Annotated in this window: 19 protein-coding genes and 1 pseudogene; 5 read left to right on the top strand and 15 right to left on the bottom strand. The window is 64.6% G+C overall.

All coding sequences use genetic code 11. From position 1 onward, the window contains the following. Position 1: 1 nt before the first annotated feature. The 5 genes and pseudogenes from ABC383_RS10340 (at position 2) to ABC383_RS10320 (ending at position 7,551) form a co-directional block, all read left to right on the top strand. A complete protein-coding gene (locus ABC383_RS10340) occupies positions 2 to 1,441 on the top strand; it encodes a sigma-54-dependent transcriptional regulator (protein ID WP_413013710.1) in 1,440 nt (479 codons plus the stop codon). Beyond that, positions 1,434 to 2,057, top strand: coding sequence for a 1,6-anhydro-N-acetylmuramyl-L-alanine amidase AmpD (ampD, locus tag ABC383_RS10335; protein ID WP_413013708.1), 624 nt, complete (start codon positions 1,434 to 1,436; stop codon positions 2,055 to 2,057). The genes ABC383_RS10340 and ampD overlap by 8 nt, the downstream gene beginning before the upstream one ends. 373 nt (positions 2,058 to 2,430) lie before the next feature. Beyond that, the gene (locus tag ABC383_RS10330) at positions 2,431 to 5,271 is read left to right on the top strand and encodes a ribonucleoside-diphosphate reductase subunit alpha (RefSeq protein ID WP_413016296.1); all 2,841 of its coding nucleotides are present in this window, start codon (positions 2,431 to 2,433) and stop codon (positions 5,269 to 5,271) included. A 487-nt stretch (positions 5,272 to 5,758) separates the two neighbouring features. Continuing rightward, a pseudogene (locus ABC383_RS10325) lies at positions 5,759 to 6,894 on the top strand (IS481 family transposase). Between the two features lie 426 nt (positions 6,895 to 7,320). Next, positions 7,321 to 7,551, top strand: coding sequence for a hypothetical protein (locus ABC383_RS10320; protein ID WP_413013706.1), 231 nt, complete (start codon positions 7,321 to 7,323; stop codon positions 7,549 to 7,551). Positions 7,552 to 7,600: 49 nt separating this feature from the next. On the opposite strand, the gene gloA is transcribed toward ABC383_RS10320, so the two are convergent. The 15 genes from gloA to ABC383_RS10245 form a co-directional block, all read right to left on the bottom strand. Beyond that, a complete protein-coding gene (gloA, locus tag ABC383_RS10315; protein ID WP_194711632.1) occupies positions 7,601 to 8,011 on the bottom strand; it encodes a lactoylglutathione lyase in 411 nt (136 codons plus the stop codon). 69 nt (positions 8,012 to 8,080) lie between these two features. Then, positions 8,081 to 8,887 carry a M48 family metallopeptidase gene (locus ABC383_RS10310; RefSeq protein ID WP_413013704.1) on the bottom strand — a complete coding sequence of 269 codons (807 nt, stop codon included), beginning with the start codon at positions 8,885 to 8,887 and terminating at the stop codon, positions 8,081 to 8,083. A 10-nt stretch (positions 8,888 to 8,897) separates the two neighbouring features. Next, on the bottom strand, positions 8,898 to 9,671 hold the full coding sequence (locus ABC383_RS10305; RefSeq protein ID WP_413013702.1) for a lysophospholipid acyltransferase family protein: 774 nt from the start codon (positions 9,669 to 9,671) through the stop codon (positions 8,898 to 8,900). 39 nt (positions 9,672 to 9,710) lie between these two features. After that, positions 9,711 to 10,307: a D-glycero-beta-D-manno-heptose 1,7-bisphosphate 7-phosphatase gene (gmhB, locus tag ABC383_RS10300; protein WP_413013700.1), complete on the bottom strand. Its 597-nt coding sequence runs from the start codon at positions 10,305 to 10,307 to the stop codon at positions 9,711 to 9,713. 11 nt (positions 10,308 to 10,318) lie between these two features. After that, positions 10,319 to 12,415: a glycine--tRNA ligase subunit beta gene (gene glyS / locus ABC383_RS10295; RefSeq protein ID WP_413013698.1), complete on the bottom strand. Its 2,097-nt coding sequence runs from the start codon at positions 12,413 to 12,415 to the stop codon at positions 10,319 to 10,321. Positions 12,416 to 12,442: 27 nt separating this feature from the next. After that, complete coding sequence (gene glyQ / locus ABC383_RS10290; RefSeq protein ID WP_413013696.1) at positions 12,443 to 13,354, bottom strand: glycine--tRNA ligase subunit alpha; 912 nt, start codon at positions 13,352 to 13,354, stop codon at positions 12,443 to 12,445. A 771-nt stretch (positions 13,355 to 14,125) separates the two neighbouring features. Further along, on the bottom strand, positions 14,126 to 14,314 hold the full coding sequence (locus tag ABC383_RS10285) for a hypothetical protein (protein ID WP_413013694.1): 189 nt from the start codon (positions 14,312 to 14,314) through the stop codon (positions 14,126 to 14,128). Between the two features lie 50 nt (positions 14,315 to 14,364). Continuing rightward, the gene (locus ABC383_RS10280) at positions 14,365 to 15,255 is read right to left on the bottom strand and encodes a cytochrome c oxidase assembly protein (protein ID WP_413013692.1); all 891 of its coding nucleotides are present in this window, start codon (positions 15,253 to 15,255) and stop codon (positions 14,365 to 14,367) included. Further along, complete coding sequence (locus ABC383_RS10275) at positions 15,243 to 15,572, bottom strand: hypothetical protein (RefSeq protein ID WP_413013690.1); 330 nt, start codon at positions 15,570 to 15,572, stop codon at positions 15,243 to 15,245. The genes ABC383_RS10280 and ABC383_RS10275 overlap by 13 nt, the downstream gene beginning before the upstream one ends. Before the next feature lie 10 nt (positions 15,573 to 15,582). Further along, a complete protein-coding gene (locus ABC383_RS10270; protein WP_413013688.1) occupies positions 15,583 to 16,194 on the bottom strand; it encodes a cytochrome c oxidase subunit 3 in 612 nt (203 codons plus the stop codon). Next, positions 16,191 to 18,113, bottom strand: a complete 1,923-nt coding sequence (gene ctaD, locus ABC383_RS10265; RefSeq protein WP_413013686.1) for a cytochrome c oxidase subunit I — start codon at positions 18,111 to 18,113, stop codon at positions 16,191 to 16,193. The genes ABC383_RS10270 and ctaD overlap by 4 nt, the downstream gene beginning before the upstream one ends. Continuing rightward, positions 18,110 to 19,126 carry a cytochrome c oxidase subunit II gene (gene coxB, locus ABC383_RS10260; protein WP_413013684.1) on the bottom strand — a complete coding sequence of 339 codons (1,017 nt, stop codon included), beginning with the start codon at positions 19,124 to 19,126 and terminating at the stop codon, positions 18,110 to 18,112. The genes ctaD and coxB overlap by 4 nt, the downstream gene beginning before the upstream one ends. 2 nt (positions 19,127 to 19,128) lie before the next feature. Then, entirely contained in the window at positions 19,129 to 19,686 is a 558-nt protein-coding gene (locus ABC383_RS10255; protein ID WP_413013682.1) for a c-type cytochrome, read from the bottom strand. After that, a complete protein-coding gene (locus ABC383_RS10250; RefSeq protein ID WP_413013680.1) occupies positions 19,683 to 20,510 on the bottom strand; it encodes a quinoprotein dehydrogenase-associated putative ABC transporter substrate-binding protein in 828 nt (275 codons plus the stop codon). The genes ABC383_RS10255 and ABC383_RS10250 overlap by 4 nt, the downstream gene beginning before the upstream one ends. Beyond that, complete coding sequence (locus tag ABC383_RS10245; RefSeq protein ID WP_413013678.1) at positions 20,491 to 22,272, bottom strand: methanol/ethanol family PQQ-dependent dehydrogenase; 1,782 nt, start codon at positions 22,270 to 22,272, stop codon at positions 20,491 to 20,493. The genes ABC383_RS10250 and ABC383_RS10245 overlap by 20 nt, the downstream gene beginning before the upstream one ends. Positions 22,273 to 22,437: the final 165 nt, after the last annotated feature.

The raw sequence follows: 22,437 nt of genomic DNA, 5'->3' as shown, positions 1-22,437 counted from the left end.
CATGCCACCTCCCCGCATATTAATCGTCGACGATGAAGCAGACCTGCGCGAACTGCTCGACATCACCTTTTTGAAAATGGGGCTGGACAGCGACTGCGCCGCCACATTGGCCGAAGCCAGAACTTATCTGACGCGCCATGCCTATGCGATGGTGCTGACCGACATGCGCCTGCCCGATGGCCTGGGCATCGAACTGGTGCGCGAGGTCGCAGCCAGTTACCGCAATACGCCGATCGCCGTGATCACCGCTTTCGGCAGCGCCGACAATGCGGTGGCGGCGCTGAAGGCGGGCGCCTTCGATTACCTGTCCAAGCCGGTGGCGCTGGACCAGCTGCGGGTCATGGTGCAGTCGGCCCTGAAACTGACGCCGTCGCCGGCAACGATCCCGGCTGCCGCGCCGTCTGCCGCGTCGGGTCCGGCATTGCGGCTCCTGGGCGAATCGGAGGCGCTGCGCAACGTGCGCACCCAGATCGTGCGGCTGGCGCGCAGCATGGCGCCGGTGGCCATTACCGGCGAATCCGGCTCGGGCAAGGAACTGGCGGCGCGCGACATCCATGCGCAGAGCGCGCGGGCCGACAAGCCGTTCGTCGCGGTCAACTGCGGCGCCATTCCGGAAGCGCTGATGGAGGCCGAGTTCTTCGGCTACCGCAAGGGCGCGTTCACCGGCGCCGCCGAGGACCGCGACGGCTTCTTCCAGGCGGCCAATGGCGGCACGCTGATGCTCGACGAGGTGGCCGACCTGCCGCTGCCGATGCAGGTCAAGCTGCTGCGCGCCATCCAGGAGCGGCGGGTGCGCAAGGTCGGCTCGACGGTGGAAGAGCCGGTGGATGTGCGCCTGATCAGCGCAACCCATCAGAACCTGGCTGCCTGCGTCGAGGCCGGCAAGTTCCGGCAGGACCTGTATTACCGGCTCAATGTGATTGAACTGAGTCTGCCGCCGCTGCGTGAGCGCAAGGACGATATCGGCCTGCTGGCCGAAGCGGTGCTGCAGCGCCTGACGGGTTCGACGCGGACCAGGCTGTCCGCCGCCGCGCTGGATGCGCTGCTGGCACACAGTTTTCCGGGAAACGTGCGCGAACTGGAAAATGTGCTGGAGCGCGCGCTGGCCTTTGCCGGCGGCGACACGATAGAGCTCCAGGATTTGGCCCTGAAGCCGGCGACGCCCGCGGCCGCGCCGCCTGCTGCCGCGGCGCCGCAGGTCGAGGCCGCGCCTGCAGAACCAGCCGCACCGACGCAGGCGATGCCATCGGAAACTTGGCCGCCGCCGGCGACGCTGGCCGGCTCTCTGCCCGATCATCTCGACAAGGTGGAGCGTGCGCTGATCCAGGAAACGCTAATGCGCACGGCCAACAATCAGGCGCAGGCCGCCAGCCTGCTCGGACTGACGCTGCGCCAGCTAAGGTATCGGATGCAACGACTGGAGATCGGCGAGGATGAATGAGACCGCGCCATGGAAGGGCATGACGCCATTGTCCACGTTATCGATCGACCCGGACGGCTGGTGCCCGCAGGCGCGGCGCCTGCCATCGCCGAACTGCGATGCCCGTCCGCCCGGCGTGTTGCCGGAATTGCTGGTGATTCATAACATCAGCCTGCCGCCGGACCAGTTTGGCGGTCCGTATATCGATGGCTTGTTTACCAACACCCTCGACCATGCGGTCCACCCGTATTTCGACCAGTTGCGGCCCCTGCGGGTGTCGGCCCATTTCCTGATCGACCGGCATGGGCTGGTGACGCAATTCGTCGCGGCCAGCGCGCGGGCCTGGCATGCCGGCGTATCCAGCTTCGAAGGGCGGGAGAAGTGCAATGATTTTTCGATCGGCATCGAACTCGAAGGCAGCGACTTCGTGCCGTTCGAGGCGGCGCAATATGACAGCCTGGCGGCGCTGACCCTGGCGCTGCGGCAGCGCTATGGCCTGCGGGCCGTAGCGGGGCATGAGCATATCGCGCCGGGCCGCAAGACCGATCCGGGGCCGTTTTTCGATTGGCCGCGTTACCGGCAGGCATGTTCGGGGGCAGGCGATGCGCCGGCCCTTCGCTTCGCGATGCTGGCCTGAAAGTCAAATTTTTTTACGCCGGAACGTTGGGAAAACGCTATTGCATGTGTGCGCCCAACGCACTAGAATTAGTGCCTACTGCGTCAACCATCACTATATATAGTGTTTCATCTTTGGTGCAGATGGTGCGCTGCCATGGTGCCGATCCCGATGCGAGATCGTGCGCCTGAAGCCGGCGGTGGCCTTTCCGGCAGTGATTTCCCTCTTCCGGAGCCCGTGCGACAGCGGTATGCCGCGCACGACAGACAGATCACCAAAACGCCCAGTCAACAATATCGATTCAGGAGGCCTCGTGTACTCATCCCAGGAAATTTCCAGCAAGACAGGCGTAGATGCGCCTGTCAATCCATCCCTGTCCGCCGTTGCAGGCGTGATGCCTGCCAGCAATGCTTCGGCGGATTACCGGATCCTGCGTCGCAACGGTGCGGTCGTTGGCTTCGAGCCCTCCAAAATCTCTATCGCGATGACCAAGGCGTTTCTGGCGGTCAATGGCGGCCATGGCGCCGCCTCCGCCCGCGTGCGTGAGCTGGTCGAGCAACTGACCGACAGCGTCGTGGCTGCGCTGATGCGCCGCCAGCCCGCCGGCGGCACCTTTCATATAGAGGACGTGCAAGACCAGGTGGAACTGGCGCTGATGCGTTCCGGCGAGCATGACGTCGCCCGTGCCTACGTGCTGTACCGCGCCAAGCGCATGGAAGAGCGCGCGCAGCAGCAGGCTGCCCGTGCCGCCGTGCCTGGCGCGCCGCAGTTGCATGTAGTCGAAAACGGCCAGCGTCGCCTGCTGGACATGGAACAGGTCCGCACCCTGATCACCGCCGCCTGCATCGGGCTGGAAAAGCATGTCGACGCCGACGCCATCCTGGCCGAGACGGTAAAGAACCTGTATGACGGCGTGCCCGTGGAAGAACTGCACAAGTCGGCCATCCTGGCGGCCCGCGCGCTGATGGAAACGGATCCGGCCTACAGCCTGGTTACCGCGCGCCTGCTGATGCACACCATCCGCAAGGAAGTGTTCGGCCAGGAAGTCGCGCAGGCCGACGCTGCCGCCCACTACCTGCATTATTTCCCGCGCTTCATCCAGAAGGGCATCGAAGCCGAACTGCTCGACACCAAGCTGGCCGAGTTCGACCTCGACCGCCTGGCCAAGGCCATCAAGCCCGAGCGCGACCTGCAATTCGGCTACATCGGCCTGCAGACGCTGTATGACCGCTACTTCCTGCATATCCGCGACGTGCGCATCGAAATGCCGCAGGCCTTCTACATGCGCGTGGCCATGGGCCTGTCGCTGAATGAAGCCAGGCGCGAAGAGCGCGCCATCGAGTTCTACAACCTGCTGTCGTCGTTCGACTTCATGAGCTCGACCCCGACCCTGTTCAACTCCGGCACGCTGCGCTCGCAGCTGTCTTCCTGCTACCTGACCACGGTGTCGGACGATCTCGAGGGCATTTACGACGCGATCAAGGACAATGCGCTACTGGCCAAGTTTGCCGGCGGCCTGGGCAATGACTGGACCCCGGTGCGCGCGCTGGGCGCCCACATCAAGGGCACCAATGGCAAGAGCCAGGGCGTGGTGCCATTCCTGAAAGTGGTCAACGACACCGCGGTGGCGGTGAACCAGGGCGGCAAGCGCAAGGGCGCGGTCTGCGCCTATCTGGAAACCTGGCACATGGACATCGAGGAATTCCTCGACCTGCGCAAGAACACCGGCGACGACCGCCGCCGCACCCACGACATGAACACCGCGAACTGGATTCCCGACCTGTTCATGAAGCGCGTGATGGAAAAGGGCGAATGGACGCTGTTTTCGCCGAGCGACGTGCCCGACCTGCACGACAAGGTCGGCCGCGCTTTCGAGCAGGCCTACCTCGGCTACGAAGCCCGTGCCGCCAGCGGCGAACTGCGCCTGTTCAAGAAGGTGCAGGCGCTGGACCTGTGGCGCAAGATGCTGTCGATGCTGTTTGAAACCGGCCATCCCTGGATCACCTTCAAGGATCCCTGCAACATCCGTTCGCCGCAGCAACACGTGGGCGTAGTGCACAGCTCGAACCTCTGCACCGAGATCACGCTCAACACCAACGATTCCGAGATCGCGGTCTGCAACCTGGGCTCGGTCAACCTGCCGGCGCACATGAAGAACGGCCAGCTCGACCATGCCAAGCTGCAGCAGACCATCCGCACGGCGATGCGCATGCTGGATAACGTGATCGACATCAACTACTACGCGGTGAACAAGGCGCGCGACTCCAACATGCGCCATCGCCCGGTTGGTCTGGGCATCATGGGCTTCCAGGACTGCCTGCACATGATGCGGGTGCCGTATGCCTCCAATGCGGCGGTGGATTTCGCCGACCGTTCGATGGAAGCGGTCTGCTACTACGCCTACTATGCATCGACCGAACTGGCTGAAGAGCGCGGACGCTACAGCTCCTACCAGGGCTCGCTGTGGGACCGCGGCATCCTGCCGCAGGATTCGCTGAAGCTGCTGGCTGAAGAGCGCGGCGGCTATCTGGAAGTCGACGGCAGCTCCACCATGGACTGGAGCGCGCTGCGCGGCCGCATCGCCCAGCACGGCATGCGCAATTCCAACTGCGTGGCGATTGCGCCGACGGCGACGATTTCCAACATCATCGGCGTGTCGGCATGCATCGAGCCGACCTACCAGAACCTGTATGTGAAGTCCAACCTGTCGGGCGAGTTCACCGAGATCAACGAACACCTGGTGCGCGACCTGAAGGCACGCGGCCTGTGGGATGAAGTGATGGTCTCCGACCTGAAATATTTCGACGGCAGCCTGGCCCGCATCGACCGCATTCCGCAGGACCTGCGCGAGCTGTATGCCACCGCGTTCGAGGTCGAGCCGAAGTGGCTGGTGGAAGCGGCATCGCGTCGCCAGAAGTGGATCGACCAAGCGCAGTCGCTCAATATCTACATGGCAGGCGCCTCGGGCAAGAAGCTGGACGAAACCTACAAGCTGGCATGGCTGCGTGGCCTGAAAACCACCTACTACCTGCGCACCATCGGCGCGACGCACACCGAGAAGTCGACCACCCGCACCGGCGCGCTGAACGCGGTCAACAGCGACGGTGGCGCCAGCGGCGGCCTGATGTCGCATGCAGCGGCGGCAGCGGCGATGGCAACGCAGGAACCGGAAGGCCCGGCCTGCATGCTGCGCCCTGGCGACGATGGTTTCGAGGAATGCGAAGCCTGCCAGTAATACTTGCGGCGAAGGCCTGACAAGGGCCTTCGTCCCGCCTGCCACGCCCCCTGTTTCACCGAGGCATAGCCTTGGATGAAATCGGGGGCGTTTTCTTTTGTGGGTTTATGGAAATGGGGTATGAACGCAGTTGCAGTTGCAGTTGCTTTTGACGTACGCGCAGCGACAGTTGCCGTTGCCGTTGCCGTTGCTTTTGAAGTTGCCGTTGCAGTGAAGTCCCGTTGAGCGCGCCGTGACGTCGGTGCGTGGAGCGGGAAAAGGTGCGGCGTCTGTCTGAGTCAAGCGTAGCTTGGCGAGTTTAGCCGCGCCCCGCTCCATGCATCGACGGCACGGGGACCCTCGCGTAGCGAGGGCGCGATCACCGGGTCGCCTTTTTTTGCCTACTTTTTTTGGCGAAGTGTATAGACCGGGGACATAGTGAACATGTGTACGAGGACATGGTGAACACTTTTGAGCATGATGCAGGATTGCTCAAAGGAACATCAAAATGCCCTGGTCACCGAGAGATGTCATGAGTCTTCGTCAAGAATTTGTGCTGCTGGCGCAGCAGCCCGATGCCAATATCCGTGAACTATGCCGACGCTTCGCTATCAGCCCGGCAACCGCCTACAAGCTGCTCAAGCGGTATACCCAGCATGGCCTGGCCGGCCTGGCTGACCGATCACGCCGCCCGCAAACCTCGCCGGGCCGCACGCCAGCCGACATGGAGCACGCCATCGTGACACTGCGCCAGGCGCATCCGGCCTGGGGCGGACGCAAGATCTCTGCACGCCTTGCCGAGCTGGGCCATGCCGACGTGCCGCCACCAAGCACGGTAACGTCGATCCTGCATCGCCATGGCCTGATCAGCCAGGCCGCCAGTGCCGCCGCCGCGCCCTGGCTGCGCTTCGAACATGACCAACCCAACGCGCTCTGGCAGATCGACTTCAAGGGCCATTTCGAGACCCCGGCCGGTACCTGCCATCCGCTCACGCTGCTGGACGATCACTCCCGCTATAACCTGCTGCTCTGCGCCTGCGGCCGCACCCATACGGGCGCGGTGCAGGAGGCGCTGGCCAGCTCATTTCGCTGGTATGGGCTGCCGGTACGCATCAATGCTGACAATGGCCCGCCCTGGGGAGTCCGCGTGCGCCAGAGCATGGCTTGACCGAGCTAACCATCTGGCTGCTGCGCCTGGGCATCAGTGTGAGCCATAGCCGGCCGCATCATCCCCAGACCAATGGCAAGCTCGAGCGTTTCCATCGCGCGTTGAAAGCCGAGGTGCTCAATGGACGCAGCTTTGAGAACTTGCAACAGGCCCAGATGGCGTTTGACCGCTGGCGTGCCGTCTACAACCAGGAGCGTCCCCATGAAGGGATTGGCATGGCCGTTCCGCTGTCGTGCTACCGCCCCAGCCAGCGGCCATTCCCGACCACGCTGCCCAGCATTGAGTATGGTCCCGATGACGAGGTGGTTACGGTGAAGTGGGACGGCAAGGTCGATTTCAAGGGGAAACGGTGGAAGGTATCGAACGCGTTGACGGGCTTGCCGATCGCCTTGCGGCCCGATCCTGCGCAGGATGGCTGCTACGACGTGTACTTCTGCCATCAACGGTTTAAGCGGCTGGATTTGCGGCTGCTATGATCTGCAAATGTGTTCACCATGTCCTCGTACATGTGTTTAACATGTCCCCGGTCTATACAGCGAAGCAAAAAAAGTAGGTCGCCCGCCGGGGCGAACACCCGGCCTGGTCATGACGACAGTGCAATCGTTTTGCTTCACCAGGAGGAAGGCGTCACTGCGAAGCAGCAGTTGCTTTTGAAGTTGAAGTTTCAATACGAACGTCAACAACAACACCGACAGTGCTGCCCGTGCGTTGCCGGGTGACGCAAGGCGGCTGCACTGCCGTGGAGACAAGCCGGGAGTCCGTCCCGGCAGCCGGGTCACTTTTTTTGCTTCGCCAAAAAAAGTAACCAAAAAAAGGCGACCCGGTGATCGCGCCCCGCTGGCGCGGGGTTCCCGTGTCAGCGGTACCCGGAGCGGGGCGCGGCTAAACTCGCCAAGCTGCGCTTGACTCAGACAGACGCCGCACCTTTTCCCGCTCCGGGCACCGCTGACACGGCGCGCTCAACGGGACTTCACTGCAACTGCAACGGCCACTGCAAAAGCAACGGCAACGGCAACGGCAACGGCAACGGCAACGGCAACCGCAACTGTCGCTACGCGCACGTCAAAGACAATCGCCACGACTACTGCAGAAGCAACGGCTTCAACCCGTTCAACAACGCCCGGATACCCTGATCGTCAGCCTATCCTTCCGATCCGCAAGGCACCTTGCAGCAGCCGGCTCTTACTTTTTGTGCAACCCCGACGACGCCTCCGGCCGTTCGATCAGTTCCACCTTGTAGCCATCCGGATCGGTCAGGAAGGCGATTACGGTCGAGCCGCCCTTGACCGGGCCCGGCTCGCGGGTTACGTTGCCGCCAGCGGTGCGGGCGGCATCGCAGGCTTTCTTCGCATCGTCCACGCCGATGGCGATGTGGCCGTACGCGGTGCCCATCTCGTAGCTCTCGACGCCGTAGTTGTAGGTCAGTTCCAGCTCGGCATGTTCCGGGTTGGTGCCGTAGCCCATGAAGGCCAGCTTGTATTTGTATTCCGGGTTGTCGCTGGTGCGCAGCAGTTTCATGCCAAGCACGTTGGTGTAGAAATCGATGGAGCGTTGCAGGTCGCCGACCCGCAGCATGGTATGCAGCAAGCGCATGGTTGTCCTTTGGATAAAACAGGGAAAGCCGGATTGTAACCGGGTGACGTCCGCTTCGCTGGCGGCAGATCAAAACCCCGGCAACAGTTCCGGCCCGCGCTCTCGCAGCACCTTCCTCGCCGCCGCATAGTCCGGGAACACCGACGCCACGATGGCCCAGAAGCGCGGGCTGTGGTTCATTTCGCGCAGGTGCGCCAGCTCGTGCGCCACCACATAGTCGATCTGCTCGTGGGCGAAATGCATCAGGCGCCAGTTCAGCCGGATCGTGCCGGCCGCGGTGCACGACCCCCACTGGGTGCGGGCCGAGGTCAGGGTAAAGGCGCGGTACTGCACGCCCAGGCGCTCGGCATACAGCGGCAGGCGCTCGGCGAACAGGCGGTGCGCCTGCTGCTGCAGCCAGTGCTTCACCATGTCCTTCAACGCTTCTTCCGGCGCATCGTCCGGCAGATGCACCGCCAGCTCGTTGCTGGCCGCATGGTGATAAATGGCAGCCACCGGGGCCGCGTGCAGGCGCAGCGTCAGCGCGCCGCCCAGGTAGGGCAGGGCGGCGCCGTCACGCCATTCCATGCGGGATGCGCTGCGCTGGCTGGCGCGTTCGTGGCGCAGCCGCAGCTTGGAGACGATCCAGCTTTCCTTGCCGAGAATGGCGGCTTCGATGTCGCGCAGCGTGACCCAGCGCGGCGCGGTGACGCGCAGGCCGCTGTCGCTGATCAGGAAGCCGATGGTGCGGCGCTTCGAGCGCAGCAGCACATAGTCCAGCATGCCGGCGGCCAGCTGCAGGCGGCGCAGGCTGGCGCCGGGCGGAGGCGCCGCCGGGCTGGACGTCCATGCCAGTGGCGGCTGTTCCGCCGTGGCCGGCTTGCGCGCCGCCTTCATTGCATGGATCTCACTTTGCCGGCGCAGCCTGGGGGACGGGCTGCTTTTCGCCTGCATAGACCGCGGGCGAAATCACCCGCATTTCCGATTCGATCCAGGTTTCGACCTGCTGCAGCAGTTCGCCGGGCGTCAGGCCTTCCGGCGAAATCGGCTTGCCGATCGATACCGTGATCAGGCCCGGCTTCTTGATGAAGGCGTTGCGCGGCCAGCATTCGCCGGAATTCATCGCAATCGGCACCACCTGCGTATTGGTTTCCACCGCCAGTCGGGCGCCGCCGCCCTTGTACTTGCCCTGCCTGCCGACCGCGCTGCGGGTGCCTTCGGGGAACATGATGATCCACTGGCCGTCCGCCAGTCGCTGGCGGCCGATCGAGATCACCCTGGCCATCGCATCCTTGCCCTTGCTGCGGTCGATCGGGATCATGCGCAGCAGCGCGATGCCCCAGCCGAAGAAGGGAATGTAGGTGATCTCCTTCTTGAACACATACACCAGCGGACGCGGCATCGCGCACAGGTAGAAGATGGTTTCCCAGGCCGACTGGTGCTTCGACAGCAGCACCGCCGGGCCGTCCGGCAGGTTTTCATAGCCGCGGATCTCGTAGCGGATGCCGCATACCACCTTGGCGGCCCAGATCACGAATACATTCCAGCGCGAGGTCCAGTAGTAACGGTTGGGGTAGGACATGGGCGCGAACAGGAAGCACAGCGGCGCCCAGACCACGGTGGCCAGGGTAATCAGCAATGCAAACAGCAGCGAACGCAGAAACAAAATCGTGCGTGACATTCAATCTCCAATCGGGTGGCGGCGGGATGCGGCAGGGGCTCAGGCGAGCCGCCTCTTGCCGTCCTTTTGCGGGGTCAGTTCTTCCAGCGGCGCCGGCGCGCTGTTCTTGAGCAGGCTGTCGACCACGCTGGCGAGGTCGGGAAAGATCAGGGTGCCGGGTGGCAGCCCGCCTTTTTCCAGCGTGCGCTCGCCCTTTCCGGTCATGACCAGATACGGCACGCAGCCCACGCCATAGCCGGCCTGCAGGTCGCGCAGCGAATCGCCGACGTTGGGCACGCCCTTCAGGCTGCTGTTGAAGCGGGTGGCGATGGTGTGCAGCATGCCGGGCTTGGGCTTGCGGCAGTCGCAATTTTCATCGGCCGCATGCGGGCAGTAGAAGATGGCGTCGACGTCGGCGCCAACCTGCTGCGCCGCGGTGTGCAGTTTCTGATGGATCGCGTTCAGGGTGGAAACGTCGAACAGGCCGCGCGCCACGCCGGACTGGTTGGTGGCAACCACCACCCGGTAGCCGGCCTGGTTGAGCCGGGCAATCGCTTCCAGCGAGCCCGGAATCGGTATCCATTCGGCCGGCGACTTGATGAACTCGTCCGAGTCGTAGTTGATGACGCCGTCACGGTCGAGAATGATGAGCTTCATGCCGGTTCCCGTCAGGCGGCCAGCTTGGAGATGTCGGCCACGCGGTTCATCATGCCGTGCAGCTCCGACAGCAGCGCGACGCGGTTGTTGCGCAGGCCGATATCCTCGGCCATCACCATCACATCGTTGAAGAAGGCGTCGACATCGGTGCGCAGATGCGCCAGGCCCTTCAACGTCGTGGCGAAGTCGCCCTGCGCATAGGCTTGCTCGACAGTGGGCTTCAAGCTGGTCATGGCCGCATACAGGCCCTGTTCCGCGCTTTCCTGCAGCAGGCCGCTCTGCACCGCGGCGCCGGCCGTGTCGGCCTTCTTCAGGATGTTGGTGATGCGCTTGTTGGCCGCGGCCAGCGCCTCGGCTTCGGGCAGCGCGGCAAAGGCCTGCACCGCTTCCAGCCGCTCGACGATGTTGTCCAGCACGTCCGGCTGCTGGGCGATCACGGCCTCGACTTCATTCTGGGTGAAGCCGCGCTCGCGCAGCAGGCCGCGTAGCCGGTCGTACAGGAAGGCGGTGACGTCTGCCACCGGGTCCTTGAAATTGGCGTTGCCGGCGAACAGCGCGGCGGTGGCCTGCAGCAGGGAAGAAATCGCCAGCGGCAGCCGCTTTTCCACCAGCATGCGCAGGATGCCCAGCGCATGGCGGCGCAGCGCGAACGGGTCCTTGTCGCCGGTCGGTGCAAGACCAATGCCCCAGATGCCGACCAGGGTTTCGAGCTTGTCGGCCAGCGCCACCACGGTGCCGGTGGTGGTTGCAGGCAGGGCGTCGCCGGCATAGCGCGGCTGGTAATGCTCGGAAATCGACTGCGCCACTTCCTCCGGCTCGCCGTCATGGCGGGCGTAATAGGTGCCCATGATGCCCTGCAGTTCGGGGAACTCGCCGACCATGTCGGTCAGCAGGTCGGTCTTGGCCAGCTGCGCGGCGCGCGCGGCGAGGTTGGCGTCGGCTTTCAGCATGCCGGCGATTTCCACCGCCAGCGCGGTGACGCGGCCAGTGCGCTCGCCCTGGCTGCCGAGCTTGTTGTGATAGACCACGTTGGCCAGGCCCGGCACGCGCTCGGCCAGCTTTTTCTTCTTGTCCTGCTCGAAGAAGAACTTGGCATCCGACAGGCGCGGCCGCACCACGCGCTCATTGCCGCCGATGATGTGGCGCGGGTCGTCGGTTTCCAGGTTGGAGACGATCAGGAAGCGCGAGCGCAGCTTGCCGGCGGCGTCGGTCAGCGCAAAGTATTTCTGGTTGGTCTGCATGGTGAGGATCAGGCATTCCTGCGGCACCGTCAGAAACTCGCTCTCGAAGTTGCAGGCATAGACCACCGGCCATTCGACCAGCGCATTGACTTCGTCGAGCAGCGACTCGGGCATGAGGATCTGGTCGCCGTTGGCGGCAGCCTGCAGGGCGGCGCGGATGCGCTCCTTGCGCGCCTCGATGCCGGGAATCACGCGGCCCTGGTTCTCCAGCGTGGCGGCATAGCTGTCGGCGCTGGCGATGACGATCTCGCCGGGCGCCAGGAAGCGATGGCCGAGGGTGACGTTGGACGCCTGCAGGCCCAGCAGCGACACCGGCACGATGTCGGCGCCGAGCAGCGCGGTCAGGCGGTGCACCGGGCGCACGAACTGCACGGTGGCGCCGTCCGGACGCTGGTAGCTCATCACTTTCGGGATCGGCAACTTGGCGACCGCTTCCTCCAGGCTGGCCTGCAGGCCGGTGTGCAGCGGCGCGCCGGGCGCGGTATAGGTGAAGAAAAAGCTTTCGGCCTTGCCGTCCTGGGCGCGTTCAAGCTGCTCCAGGCCGATCTGCTGCACGCCGGCGGTTTGCGCCAGCGCGGCCAGCTTCTTGGCCAGCGGCGCGCTGGGCTTGCCTTCGGCGTCCAGCGCGACCGTTACCGGCAGCACCTTTTCGCGGATCGACTTGTCCGGCGAGCCGGCGCGCACGCCGCTGATGGTGACGGCCAGGCGGCGCGGCGTGGCATAGGCGATGTAGGCGGCGTCGGCTTCAAGGAAGGCGCGCGCTTTCAATCCGTTGAAGAGGCCGGCGGCAAAGGCCGCGCCCAGCTTGGCCAGCGCTTTCGGCGGCAGTTCTTCGGTAAGCAGTTCGACGAGTAAGGTCTGATTCATGTTGTGATTTCTTGGACGGTGCTGATATCAGGCGGCCTGGCGGCTGTCGCCGCACATCGGGAAGCCCAGTTTTTCGCGCGATTCGTAATAGGCCTGGGCCACTGCGCGCGACAGGTTGCGGATGCGGCCGATATAGGCGGCGCGCTCCGTCACCGAAATGGCGCCGCGGGCGTCGAGCAGGTTGAAGGTATGGGCTGCCTTCAGGATCATTTCATAGGCCGGCAGCGTCAGCGGCACCGCCAGCAGGCGCTTGGCCTCGCTCTCGTAGTTGGAAAAGAGGGAGAACAGGAATTCCGTGTTGGAGTGCTCGAAGTTGTAGGTGGACTGTTCGACCTCGTTCTGGTGGAACACGTCGCCATAGGTCAGCTTCTTGGTCACGCCGTTTTCTTCCCAGGTGGTCCACACCAGGTCATAGACGTTTTCCACGCCCTGCAGATACATCGCCAGGCGTTCGATGCCGTAGGTGATCTCGCCCAGCACCGGCTTGCAGTCGAGGCCGCCCACCTGCTGGAAATAGGTGAACTGGGTCACTTCCATGCCGTTCAACCATACTTCCCAGCCCAGTCCCCAGGCGCCCAGGGTCGGGTTTTCCCAGTCGTCCTCGACGAAGCGCACATCGTTCTGCTTCAGGTCCAGCCCCAGCGCCTGCAGCGAGCCGAGGTACAGGTCGAGAATGTTTTCCGGCGCGGGCTTTAACACCACCTGGTACTGGTAATAGTGCTGCATGCGGTTCGGGTTCTCGCCATAGCGGCCATCCTTGGGGCGGCGCGACGGCTGCACATAGGCAGCCCGCCACGGCTCCGGGCCAATCGCCCGCAGGAAGGTCGCAGTATGCGAGGTGCCGGCGCCGACTTCCATGTCGTAGGGTTGCAGCAGCGCGCAGCCTTGCGCGTCCCAGTACTCTTGCAGCGTGAGGATGACTTGTTGAAATGTAAGCATGTTGTTTTTCTGCTGAGGGAGCAGGCGATGGTGAGAGGCGCGGTGACGCGGAACAAACCGTGGATTCTAGCGGGTTTTGGGGGGAGGTAGGGGGGAGCGGGTGCAATTGACGGGCTGCCGCGGGTGCAGTGGTGGTTGCTGCTGCAGCGGCCTGTGCAGTTGCAGTTGCGGTGGCGGTGGCGGTGGCGGTTGCCGTTGCCGTTGCAGTTGCAGTTGCCGTTGCCGTTGCCGTTGCAGTTAGGGTCCCCGTCTGTGTACCGCCGTGTCGGCGATGCCCGGAGCGGGGCGGCACAGTCGGGGTCGCCTTTTCTTGCCTACTTCTTTTGGCGAAGCAAAAGAAGTAGGTCGCCTGCCGGGGCGAACACCCGGCCTGGTCATGACGACAGTGCAATCGGCTTGTTTCACCAGCCGTAAAGACGTCACTGCGAAGCAGCAGTTGCTTTTGACGTTTGAAGTTTGAAGTTTCAATACGAACGTCAAAGACAACACCGACAGTGCTGCCCGTGCGTTGCCAGGTGACGCAAGCCGGCTGCACTACCGTGGAGACAAGCCGGGAGTCCGTCCCGGCGGCCGGGTCACTTTTTTTGCTTCGCCAAAAAAAGTAACCAAAAAAAGGCGACCCGGTGATCGCGCCCCCGCTGCGCGGGGGTTCCCGTGTCAGCGGTACCCGGAGCGGGGCGCGGCTAAACTCGCCAAGCAAAGCTTGGCTCAGACAGACGCCGCACCTTTTCCCGCTCCGGGCACCGCTGACACGGCGCGCTCAACGGGACTTCACTGCAACGGCAACTGCAACGGCAACGGCAACGGCAACGGCAACGGCAACGGCAACGGCAACGGCAACGGCAACGGCAACGGCAACGGCAACGGCAACGGCAACGGCAACGGCAACGGCAACGGCAACTGCAACTGCAACTGCAACTGCAACTGCAACTGCAACTGCAACTGCAACTGCAACGGCAACTGTCGCTATGCGTACTTCAAAAGCAACTGCAATTGCACCTGCTCCCTCCTTACCGTATCCCCAACGGCGCAGGCTTGCGCCCCCTCAGCCAATGCCCCGCCAGCGCCAGGCCGGCGATCAGGTAGGCCAGCGCGCCGGGGATCCACATGATCAAGCCGCCCAGCTGCTGGTCTTCCAGCGCATCAAAGCCATACAGCCCGGCAGTGGCGATATAGCTCGGATACCAGATCACCGCCGACCAGGTCAGCAGCGCGCCCAGCGCGCCAGTGTGCAGCATGGTGGTGAACAGGTACAGCATCGCGCCGCCGCGCTGCGGGCGGTCGCGGCCGTCGCCCAGCACGGCCCACCAGAACAGGAGGGCGGAGGCGAGGAAGCTGGTGTGCTGCCAGCCATGCATGGTGCTGTCGGCCAGCGCGCCTTCGAACAGCAAGGGCGCATGCCAGGCCCACAGCGCTACCGCATGCAGCAGCCATGACACCAGCGGCAACGTCAACCATTGCCATGGAAGGCGCACCGCCGGATGATGCAGCGCCGCGCCAACGGTATCGCGACAGGGCAAGGCCCATATCCATACCGCCAGCGGCCGGCCCATCACCAGCAGCGGCGCGGCGACGATCATCAGCAACTCGTGCTGCAGCATGTGGGCCGAGAACAGCTGCACGCCCAGTCCGTCCAGCGGCGATGCAAGCGCTGCCACCAGCGTCAGCCAGCCACCGGCGAAAAGCCCAGCCTGGCGCAGCAGCCGCGGGCGGCCGGCACGGGCGCGCAGCCACAGCCGGGCGCCGCCCACAAGGTAAAGCGCTGCGGACAAGGCCAGCAGGACCAGCACCCAGGGTTCGGCGCCCCAGCCGGGCTGCGCGTCGGGCGCCTGCGCCACGTGCGCCTGCGCGCCGGGCGCGGCCAGCAGCAGGAGGGCAATCAGGGCAGTCAGGAAACGCATGGCGAGACGATCCACTGCGGTATCCACATCGCAAACAGCACCAGCGACGACAGCAATCCCACCATCACCGCCACCTGCGCCAGGAAATGCGGACGCACCGCTGCAGCATCCCCCGGCAAGGACACAGCCAGCCGGCGCTGGTTGCGCCATGCCATCAGCGTGAAGAGCAGCGACAGCAGCAGCGACGCCACGCTCAGCCATTGCATCGCGCCGGTGCTCTGGCGGCTGCAGGACGGCGTCACCAGCGCATACACTGCCGTCAGGTTGGCCAGCGCCAGCAGGGGGGAAACGATCAGTGCAGGCCAGTTCGGCATCATGTTCGACCTCTCAGTAGCGCGGCGCCCAGTAGATCACCGCGTAGATCGGCAGCCAGCTCAGCACCACGAAGTACCAGTACATCGCGTTCTCGCTGACATCGACGAAGCGCTTTCCCTCTAGCGGCCCGGTGAACATCAGCACCGTCAGCACTGCACTGTCGTAGGCGTCGGTGACCAGGTGCGTCGTGTGCAGCGCCATCAGCATCCATACCACTGAGCCATAGGCCTGGCTGTCCCAACGGGTGTTGAGGCTGGTGAATTCCATTACACGGATGGCCAGGAATGCCAGCGAGAACAGCAGGCACGCCACCATCCAGATGCGCACCTTGTGCAGATCCATCTTCTCGGCAGCCTTCTTGGCAAGCTGGTTGGGCACCATGCTGGCCAGCAGGACCGCAGTGTTCAATGTTCCCCACAACAGCTCAGGCGGCGCCGCGTTCATCGGCCAGGAGGCCGAGTGGCTGCGCAGATAAAAATAGGCGGCGATGGTCAGCGCGAAGATCATGCCTTCGATCAGCATCAGCCCGAAGGTGCCCCACCACATCAGGCTGCGGTGCCCGAAGCCGAAGGTGGGAAGGGCGCTCACGTCGAGCCTGCCCGGTTCATGCATGCCCGGCTTCATGGATGCACCTCGCTTTCGACATTCTTCCTGGTCTCCTTCTTCCTCGGCCAGAACCACAGCGTCATGCCGATGGCCACCGGCACCGCGCCCCAGACCACGGCCCAGGGCGTGAAGATGCTGCCGACGAACAGGATCGTCACCGCCACCGCGCTTGCGAACGGCCAGATGTTGGGCGACGGCATCGCCGGCCGCAGGTCCGGCACCGCGTCCATCAGCGTGGTGGTGAGGATTTCCCGCTTGTCGTCCGCCAGGCCGGTCACATGGGCCGGCACGCCGTCCGGCTCCCACAGCGGATAGCGGCCGCCGCATACCGGCGGCGAGACGAAGTTGCCGGCCGGCGGCGGCGAGTCGGTGCCCCATTCCAGCGTGCCGGCGCCCCATGGGTTGGGGCCGGCCGGCACGCCGTGGCGGCGGCTCCTGAGCACGTTGATGATGAACAGCAGCACGCTGACGGCAATGATCATGCCGCCGACGGTGGCGGCCAGGTTCATCCGGTCCCAGCCCATGCCGGCCGGATAGGTCCAGACCCGGCGCGGCATGCCGGCCAGGCCCAGCAGGTGCATCGGAAAGAAGCTGACATTGAAGCCGATGAAGAACAGCCAGAAGTTCCATTTGCCCAGCGTCTCGCTCAGCAGCCTGCCTGTGAACTTGGGGAACCAGTAATAGAAGGCGCCAAACAGCGGAAACACCGCGCCGCCGATCAGCACGTAATGCAGGTGCGCCACCACGAAAAAGGTGTCATGCACCTGCAGGTCCAGCGCCACCGAGGCCAGGATGATGCCGGTCAGGCCGCCCAGGGTGAGAATGAAGAAGAAGCCAAGGGCAAACAGCAGCGGCGTCTTGAAGTTGAGCCTGCCGGTCCATAGCGTGGAGATCCAGCAGAAGATCTGGACCGCGGTCGGTATCGCGATCATCGCGCTGGACGCGGTGAAGAAGCTCTTGCCAAGCTCGGGAATGTTGGTGGCGTACATGTGATGCACCCACAGGCCGAAGGCGAGGAAGGCGGTGGCGATCACGGCCAGCACCATCGCCGGATAGGCATAGATCGGCCGGCGCGAGAAGGTGGCGATGATGGACGACATGAAGCCCAGCGGCGGAATGAAGATCAGGTACACCTCCGGGTGGCCGAAGAACCAGAACAGGTGCTGCCACAGCAGCGCGTCGCCGCCCTCGGCCGGATTGTAGAAGTGCGTGCCGACCAGCCGGTCGGTGATGAGCGCGGTGCTGGCCAGCATCACCGAGGGCATCGCGAACAGCACCATGAAGGAAGTCACCAGCATGGTCCACACATACAGCGGCATGCGGTTCAGGGTCATGCCGGGCGCGCGCATCTTGAAGATGGTGGTGATCAGGATCACCGCCTCCAGCAGCGCCGACAGCTCGGTGAAGGTCACCAGCTGGGCCCAGAAGTCGACCCGCTTGCCCGGCGAGTAGTCCGGACCGGCCAGCGGCACATAGGCGAACCAGCCGGCGTCGGGGCCGATGTCGAGCAGGAAGGCGGCATACAGCATCAGGCCGCCGAACAGGAATATCCAGTAGGCGAAGGCGTTCATGCGCGGGAAGGCCAGGCTGCGCGCGCCCAGCATCAGCGGCACCAGGTAGGAGCCGACCGCCTGCATCACCGGCACCGCGAACAGGAACATCATCGTGGTGCCATGCATGGTGAAGAGCTGGTTGTAGAAGTCGGGTCCGACCAGGGTGTTTTCCGGGCGCGCCAGCTGCAGCCGCATGATCAGCGCCAGCACGCCGCCGGCAACGAAGAAACCGAAGGTGGTGAGCATGAAGCGCACCGCGATGGTCTTGTGGTTGATGGCGGCGAGCCAGCCGTACAGGCCGGGTGGATCGCGCCATGTCTCTTCCAGTCGCCGCGCGCTGTCGCGCTGGCCGGTCTGCGTCGGTGTGGTGATGGTGGTCGTCATTTCAGTGTGCCCAGGTAATCCAGCAGCGCCTCCAGTTCCTCGCCCGACAGGGCCGTCGCCGGCATGTTGGTGCCGGGCTTGAGCTTCTGCGGCTGGGTGACCCAGGCAGCCATCTGCTGGCGGTTATTGGGCAGCACGCCCGAGGCCAGGGTCTGGCGGCTGGCCACGTGGGTCAGGTCGGGGCCGAACACGGCATTGGCGCCGCTGCCCTGGACCGTGTGGCACATCACGCAGCTGCGCTCCATGAACACCTGGCGGCCGCGGCTTTCCCGCGCGCTCAGCACATTGGAGGCTTCGCGGCGCTGGGCATCGGCCCAGGCTTCATAGCTCTCGTTGGGCTCGGCGGTGACGAGGAAGGCCATCATCGCGTGCTCCAGGCCGCAGAACTCGGCGCACTGGCCGCGATAGGTGCCGGGCTGGTCGGCGCGCAGCCGGATCAGCGAGGTGCGGCCGGGGATCATGTCCTTCTTGCCATGCAGGTTGGGCAGCCAGAAGGTATGGATCACGTCGCTGCTCTTCAACGTCATGATCACCGGGCGCCCCACCGGGATATGCAGCTCGTTGGCGGTGCTGAAGATCTTGCCGGGCTCGGGGTCGTTGTAGCGGGCTTCCCACCACCACTGGTGCGCGGTGACCTCGATGTGCACCGCGTCGGCCAGCGGCATGCGGCCGAGCAGGCGGTCGGTCTGGAAGTCGGCGACGATCAGCACGAACAGCAGCGCGATCGAGGCGCCGACCGCCAGCAGCACATTGCGCTTCAATGTCGGCTCGGGCGCGGCCAGCGAGGCAACGTCGGGCGCCGTGGTGGCGTCGCTACGGCCGGAGCGCCACAGCGCCAGCAGCAGCGCCACCAGCACGGCCGCGAACACCACGGCGCAGACGCCGACCGTGAGCAGCCACAAGTCGTGAATGCGTTCGGCCTGGATGCCGGCCGGCCGCAGCGCGTTCTGCGACGGCGCCGCCGCCACCGTGGCCGCATGCAGCAGGAAGGGAAGGAGGACGAGGGCTTTCATGGTCATTGCGCCTGCTGCGGCTGCCCTCCCTCCTTGGGCTCTTCCTTCTCGCGCTGCTGCTCTGCCTTACCGGGGCTGAGGCTGTCGCTACGCGCCGGCGCGACGGCTGAACCCAGTTGCCCGCTGAGCGAGCGCACATAGGCAACCAGCTGCCATAGTTGCTCTTCCGGTATGTGGCCGCCGAATGACGGCATGCCGTTTGGCCGGCCCTGCACGATGGTGGCGTAGACGTTGGCCGGCTCCGGCCCATAGATCCACTTGTCGTCCATCAGGGCCGGGCCCATGCCGCCACCGCCGCCGCTGCCGTGACAGCCGGCGCAGTTGTACTGCTTGAACAGGCGTTTGCCCTGGGAAGCCGCATAGGCATTCTCTTCAAAGGGATTGCTTGCCTTGGCGCTGGCCTTGGGCTCGCCCGGTTGCAGCCCGCTCAGGCGCAAGGGATCGGTCGGTGAGGCAGTCGGCGGTGCACCAGGCAGCGGCCGCTGTTCCCGGTAGCAGCCCGACAGCAGGACCAGCAGCACAGCACAGGCGCACAGGCGGCGGACAAAAGGCGGATTCATCGTGTGTTCTCCTGGCCGGGGTCAGTGCGGGGGACTGCATACTGCGCCAGCACCGCGTCGATATCGTTGCGGCGATGCCGCAGCACGGCGTCGAGTTCGTCACGCAGCACGGCATTGCCACGGGCCACGCCCATTGCGATAGCGAATTCGAACGGCGCCTGCAGGCCGGCTGGGGCATCGGCTATTGCCATCTCCATCGGGACCGCGGCGCGCCTGGCGAAGTAGCCTGCCTGCGGCCCCCACAACAGCGCGCTGTCAATCGCATGGCTGGCCAGTGCCTTGATCATGCGGCTGGCGGCCGGCCGGTCACCGTAGACCGGGTAGCCAATCACGTTCGACAGCGCGCCGGCGCGGGCCAGCGCGTGGCCCGGTGGCGTGGCCGCCATGTCGTTGCCCACCAGCTGGACGCCGATGGGCTGCGTTGCAATGCGCGGGTCGGCAAAGCTGTGCGGCGCATCGTCGCCGCGGCGCCAGACGAACACATAGGAAGAGCGGTAATAAGGCTGCGTGGTCAGCACCCGCTCGAAGCCGGCCGGCACGCCGATGAAGACATCGCAGCGGCCAGTGCCCATGGTCTTTCTGACGAAGCCGCGGCGCAACGGCTGCCATTCATACTGCAGCGATGCGCCGAGCTCGTCGGCCACGATGGCCGCGATGCGGTTCTCGAAACCGCTTTCATCCTGATGCGAATAGGGCAGGTTGTCCGGGTCCGCGCATACGCGCAGCACGCGTCCCGCATCGGCCGCATCGGCGCTCGACATGGCGGCCAGGGCCAGCAGCAGGCAGCGGGCAAGCGCCCGTGGGTCAGGGAAGCGCGAAGACATAGAGCATGCCGCCCATACCGGTTTGCTGGGGAAGGTCCGCCGTTGCATTGACCATGCCGTTGGCCGCCGTGCCGTCACGCGCATCCAGGCCGCCCGCGACGATGGCGCCGGCCCAGCCGCCCACGCCCGACAGCACGGCGATGTACTGCTTGCCATCCGGGCCGCGATAGCTGATCGGCTGGCCGATGATGCCGGAGCCGGTCTTGAACTGCCACAAGAGCTTGCCATCCTTCGCGTCCACCGCCTTGAACCAGCCTTCCAGCGTGCCGTAGAACACCACATCGCCCGCGGTCGCCAGCGCGCCGCTCCATACCGGGAAATTTTCCTGGATGCGCCAGGCCTTGGTGTTGCGCACCGGGTCCCAGGCACTGAACTCGCCGCGATGGCCGCCCGGGCCGGGATGCATCTTGATGTCCGCGCCGACATAGGGCGTGCCGGCGATATAGCTGGCCTGGGACGTGGATGCGTCCTGGCACAGGTTCTGATGCGGCAGGTACAGCAGCTGGGTGCGCGGCGACCAGGCCGATGGCTGCCAGTCCTTGCCGCCAGGTGAGGCCGGGCAGATATTGCGGACCACTTCGCCAGCCCGCGGCTCGGTTTTCGAGTCGTACTTCAGGGCGCCGGTCTGCAGGTCCACGCCTTGGCTGGTGGTGATATGCACATAGGGCGTGGCGGACAGCACCTGGCCATTGCGCCGGTCCATCACGTACACATAGCCATTGCGGTCCGGATGCAGCAGCACCTTGCGCTGCGTGCCTTCGATGCTCAGGTCGACCAGCACGTTTTCATTCACGCCGTCGTAGTCATGCAGGTCATGCGGGCTCAGCTGGTAGAACCAGGCAGCCTCGCCAGTGTCGGGCTTGCGGGCGAAGATGCCGGAGGTGAACTTGTTGGCGCCGGGCCGCTGCTCAGGGTTCCACGGGCCGGGATTGCCGGTGCCGTAATAGACCAGGTCGGTTTCCGGGTCGTAGGAGACGAAGCCCCAGACATTGCCGCCGCCAATCTTCCAGGCGCCGCCGGGCCAGGTCGACACGCCCAGGTCCTTGCCGCGGTCCTGCGCGTAATACGGCTTGTAGCTCTCGCCGATCAGCACATCACGGTCGGGGCCGGTGCTGTAGGCGCGCCAGACCTGCTTGCCGGTGGCGGCGTCGAGCGCCGTCAGCCAGCCGCGCACGCCCAGTTCGCCGCCGCTGTTGCCAACCAGAACACGGCCCTTCACCACCAGCGGCGCCATGGTGATGGTTTCGCCGACATTGATGTCGCCCAGTTTGGCGCGCCAGATTTCCTTGCCGGTTTTGGCGTCGACCGCGATGGTCTGGTTGTCGAGCGTATTGAAGAAGATGCGGCCATCGGCAAAGGCGGCGCCGCGATTGACCACGTCGCAGCAGGCCACGCCCTGGGAACTGGCATCGGGCTTGGGCTCGAAGCGCCATTTCATCGGCGCGCCCGGCTGCTTCAGGTCCAGCGCATACAGGTAGTTGGGATAGGGCGCGACGATGTACATCGTGTCGTCTACTACCAATGGCGCGCCCTCATGGCCGCGCAGCACGCCGGTGGAAAAGGTGAAGACAGGCTTCAGGTCCTTCACATTGGCGGTAGTGATCTGGTTCAGGCCGCTATAGCGGGTGTTGGCATGGTCTTTCGCCGCCATCGGCCAGTTGCCGTCATCGGTGGCCGGGTCTGCGGCATGGGCACCGGATGGCATCAACGCCAGTGCCAGGATGCTGGCGGAAAACAGGGTGGTGGTTCTGCGGAGCGTCATGTGGTGGTCAACCTATTGTTTTATGAACAACAACCCGATGGCTCCCTATCTGCAAAACCTGTGCCTGCGGATGCCAGAGAGCATCAGCCTGAAAAATCCTTCACGTTGTAAAAGTTGCATGTAAAAGTCATATTTAGTACTCGACAGTTCGCATTGCCGGAAGGT

Source organism: Noviherbaspirillum phoenicis, from assembly GCF_047237965.1.
Lineage (GTDB): Bacteria > Pseudomonadota > Gammaproteobacteria > Burkholderiales > Burkholderiaceae_D > Noviherbaspirillum_A.
Note: the sequence above shows the minus strand (reverse complement) of the source record. Positions and strands in the feature narration are given on the sequence as shown.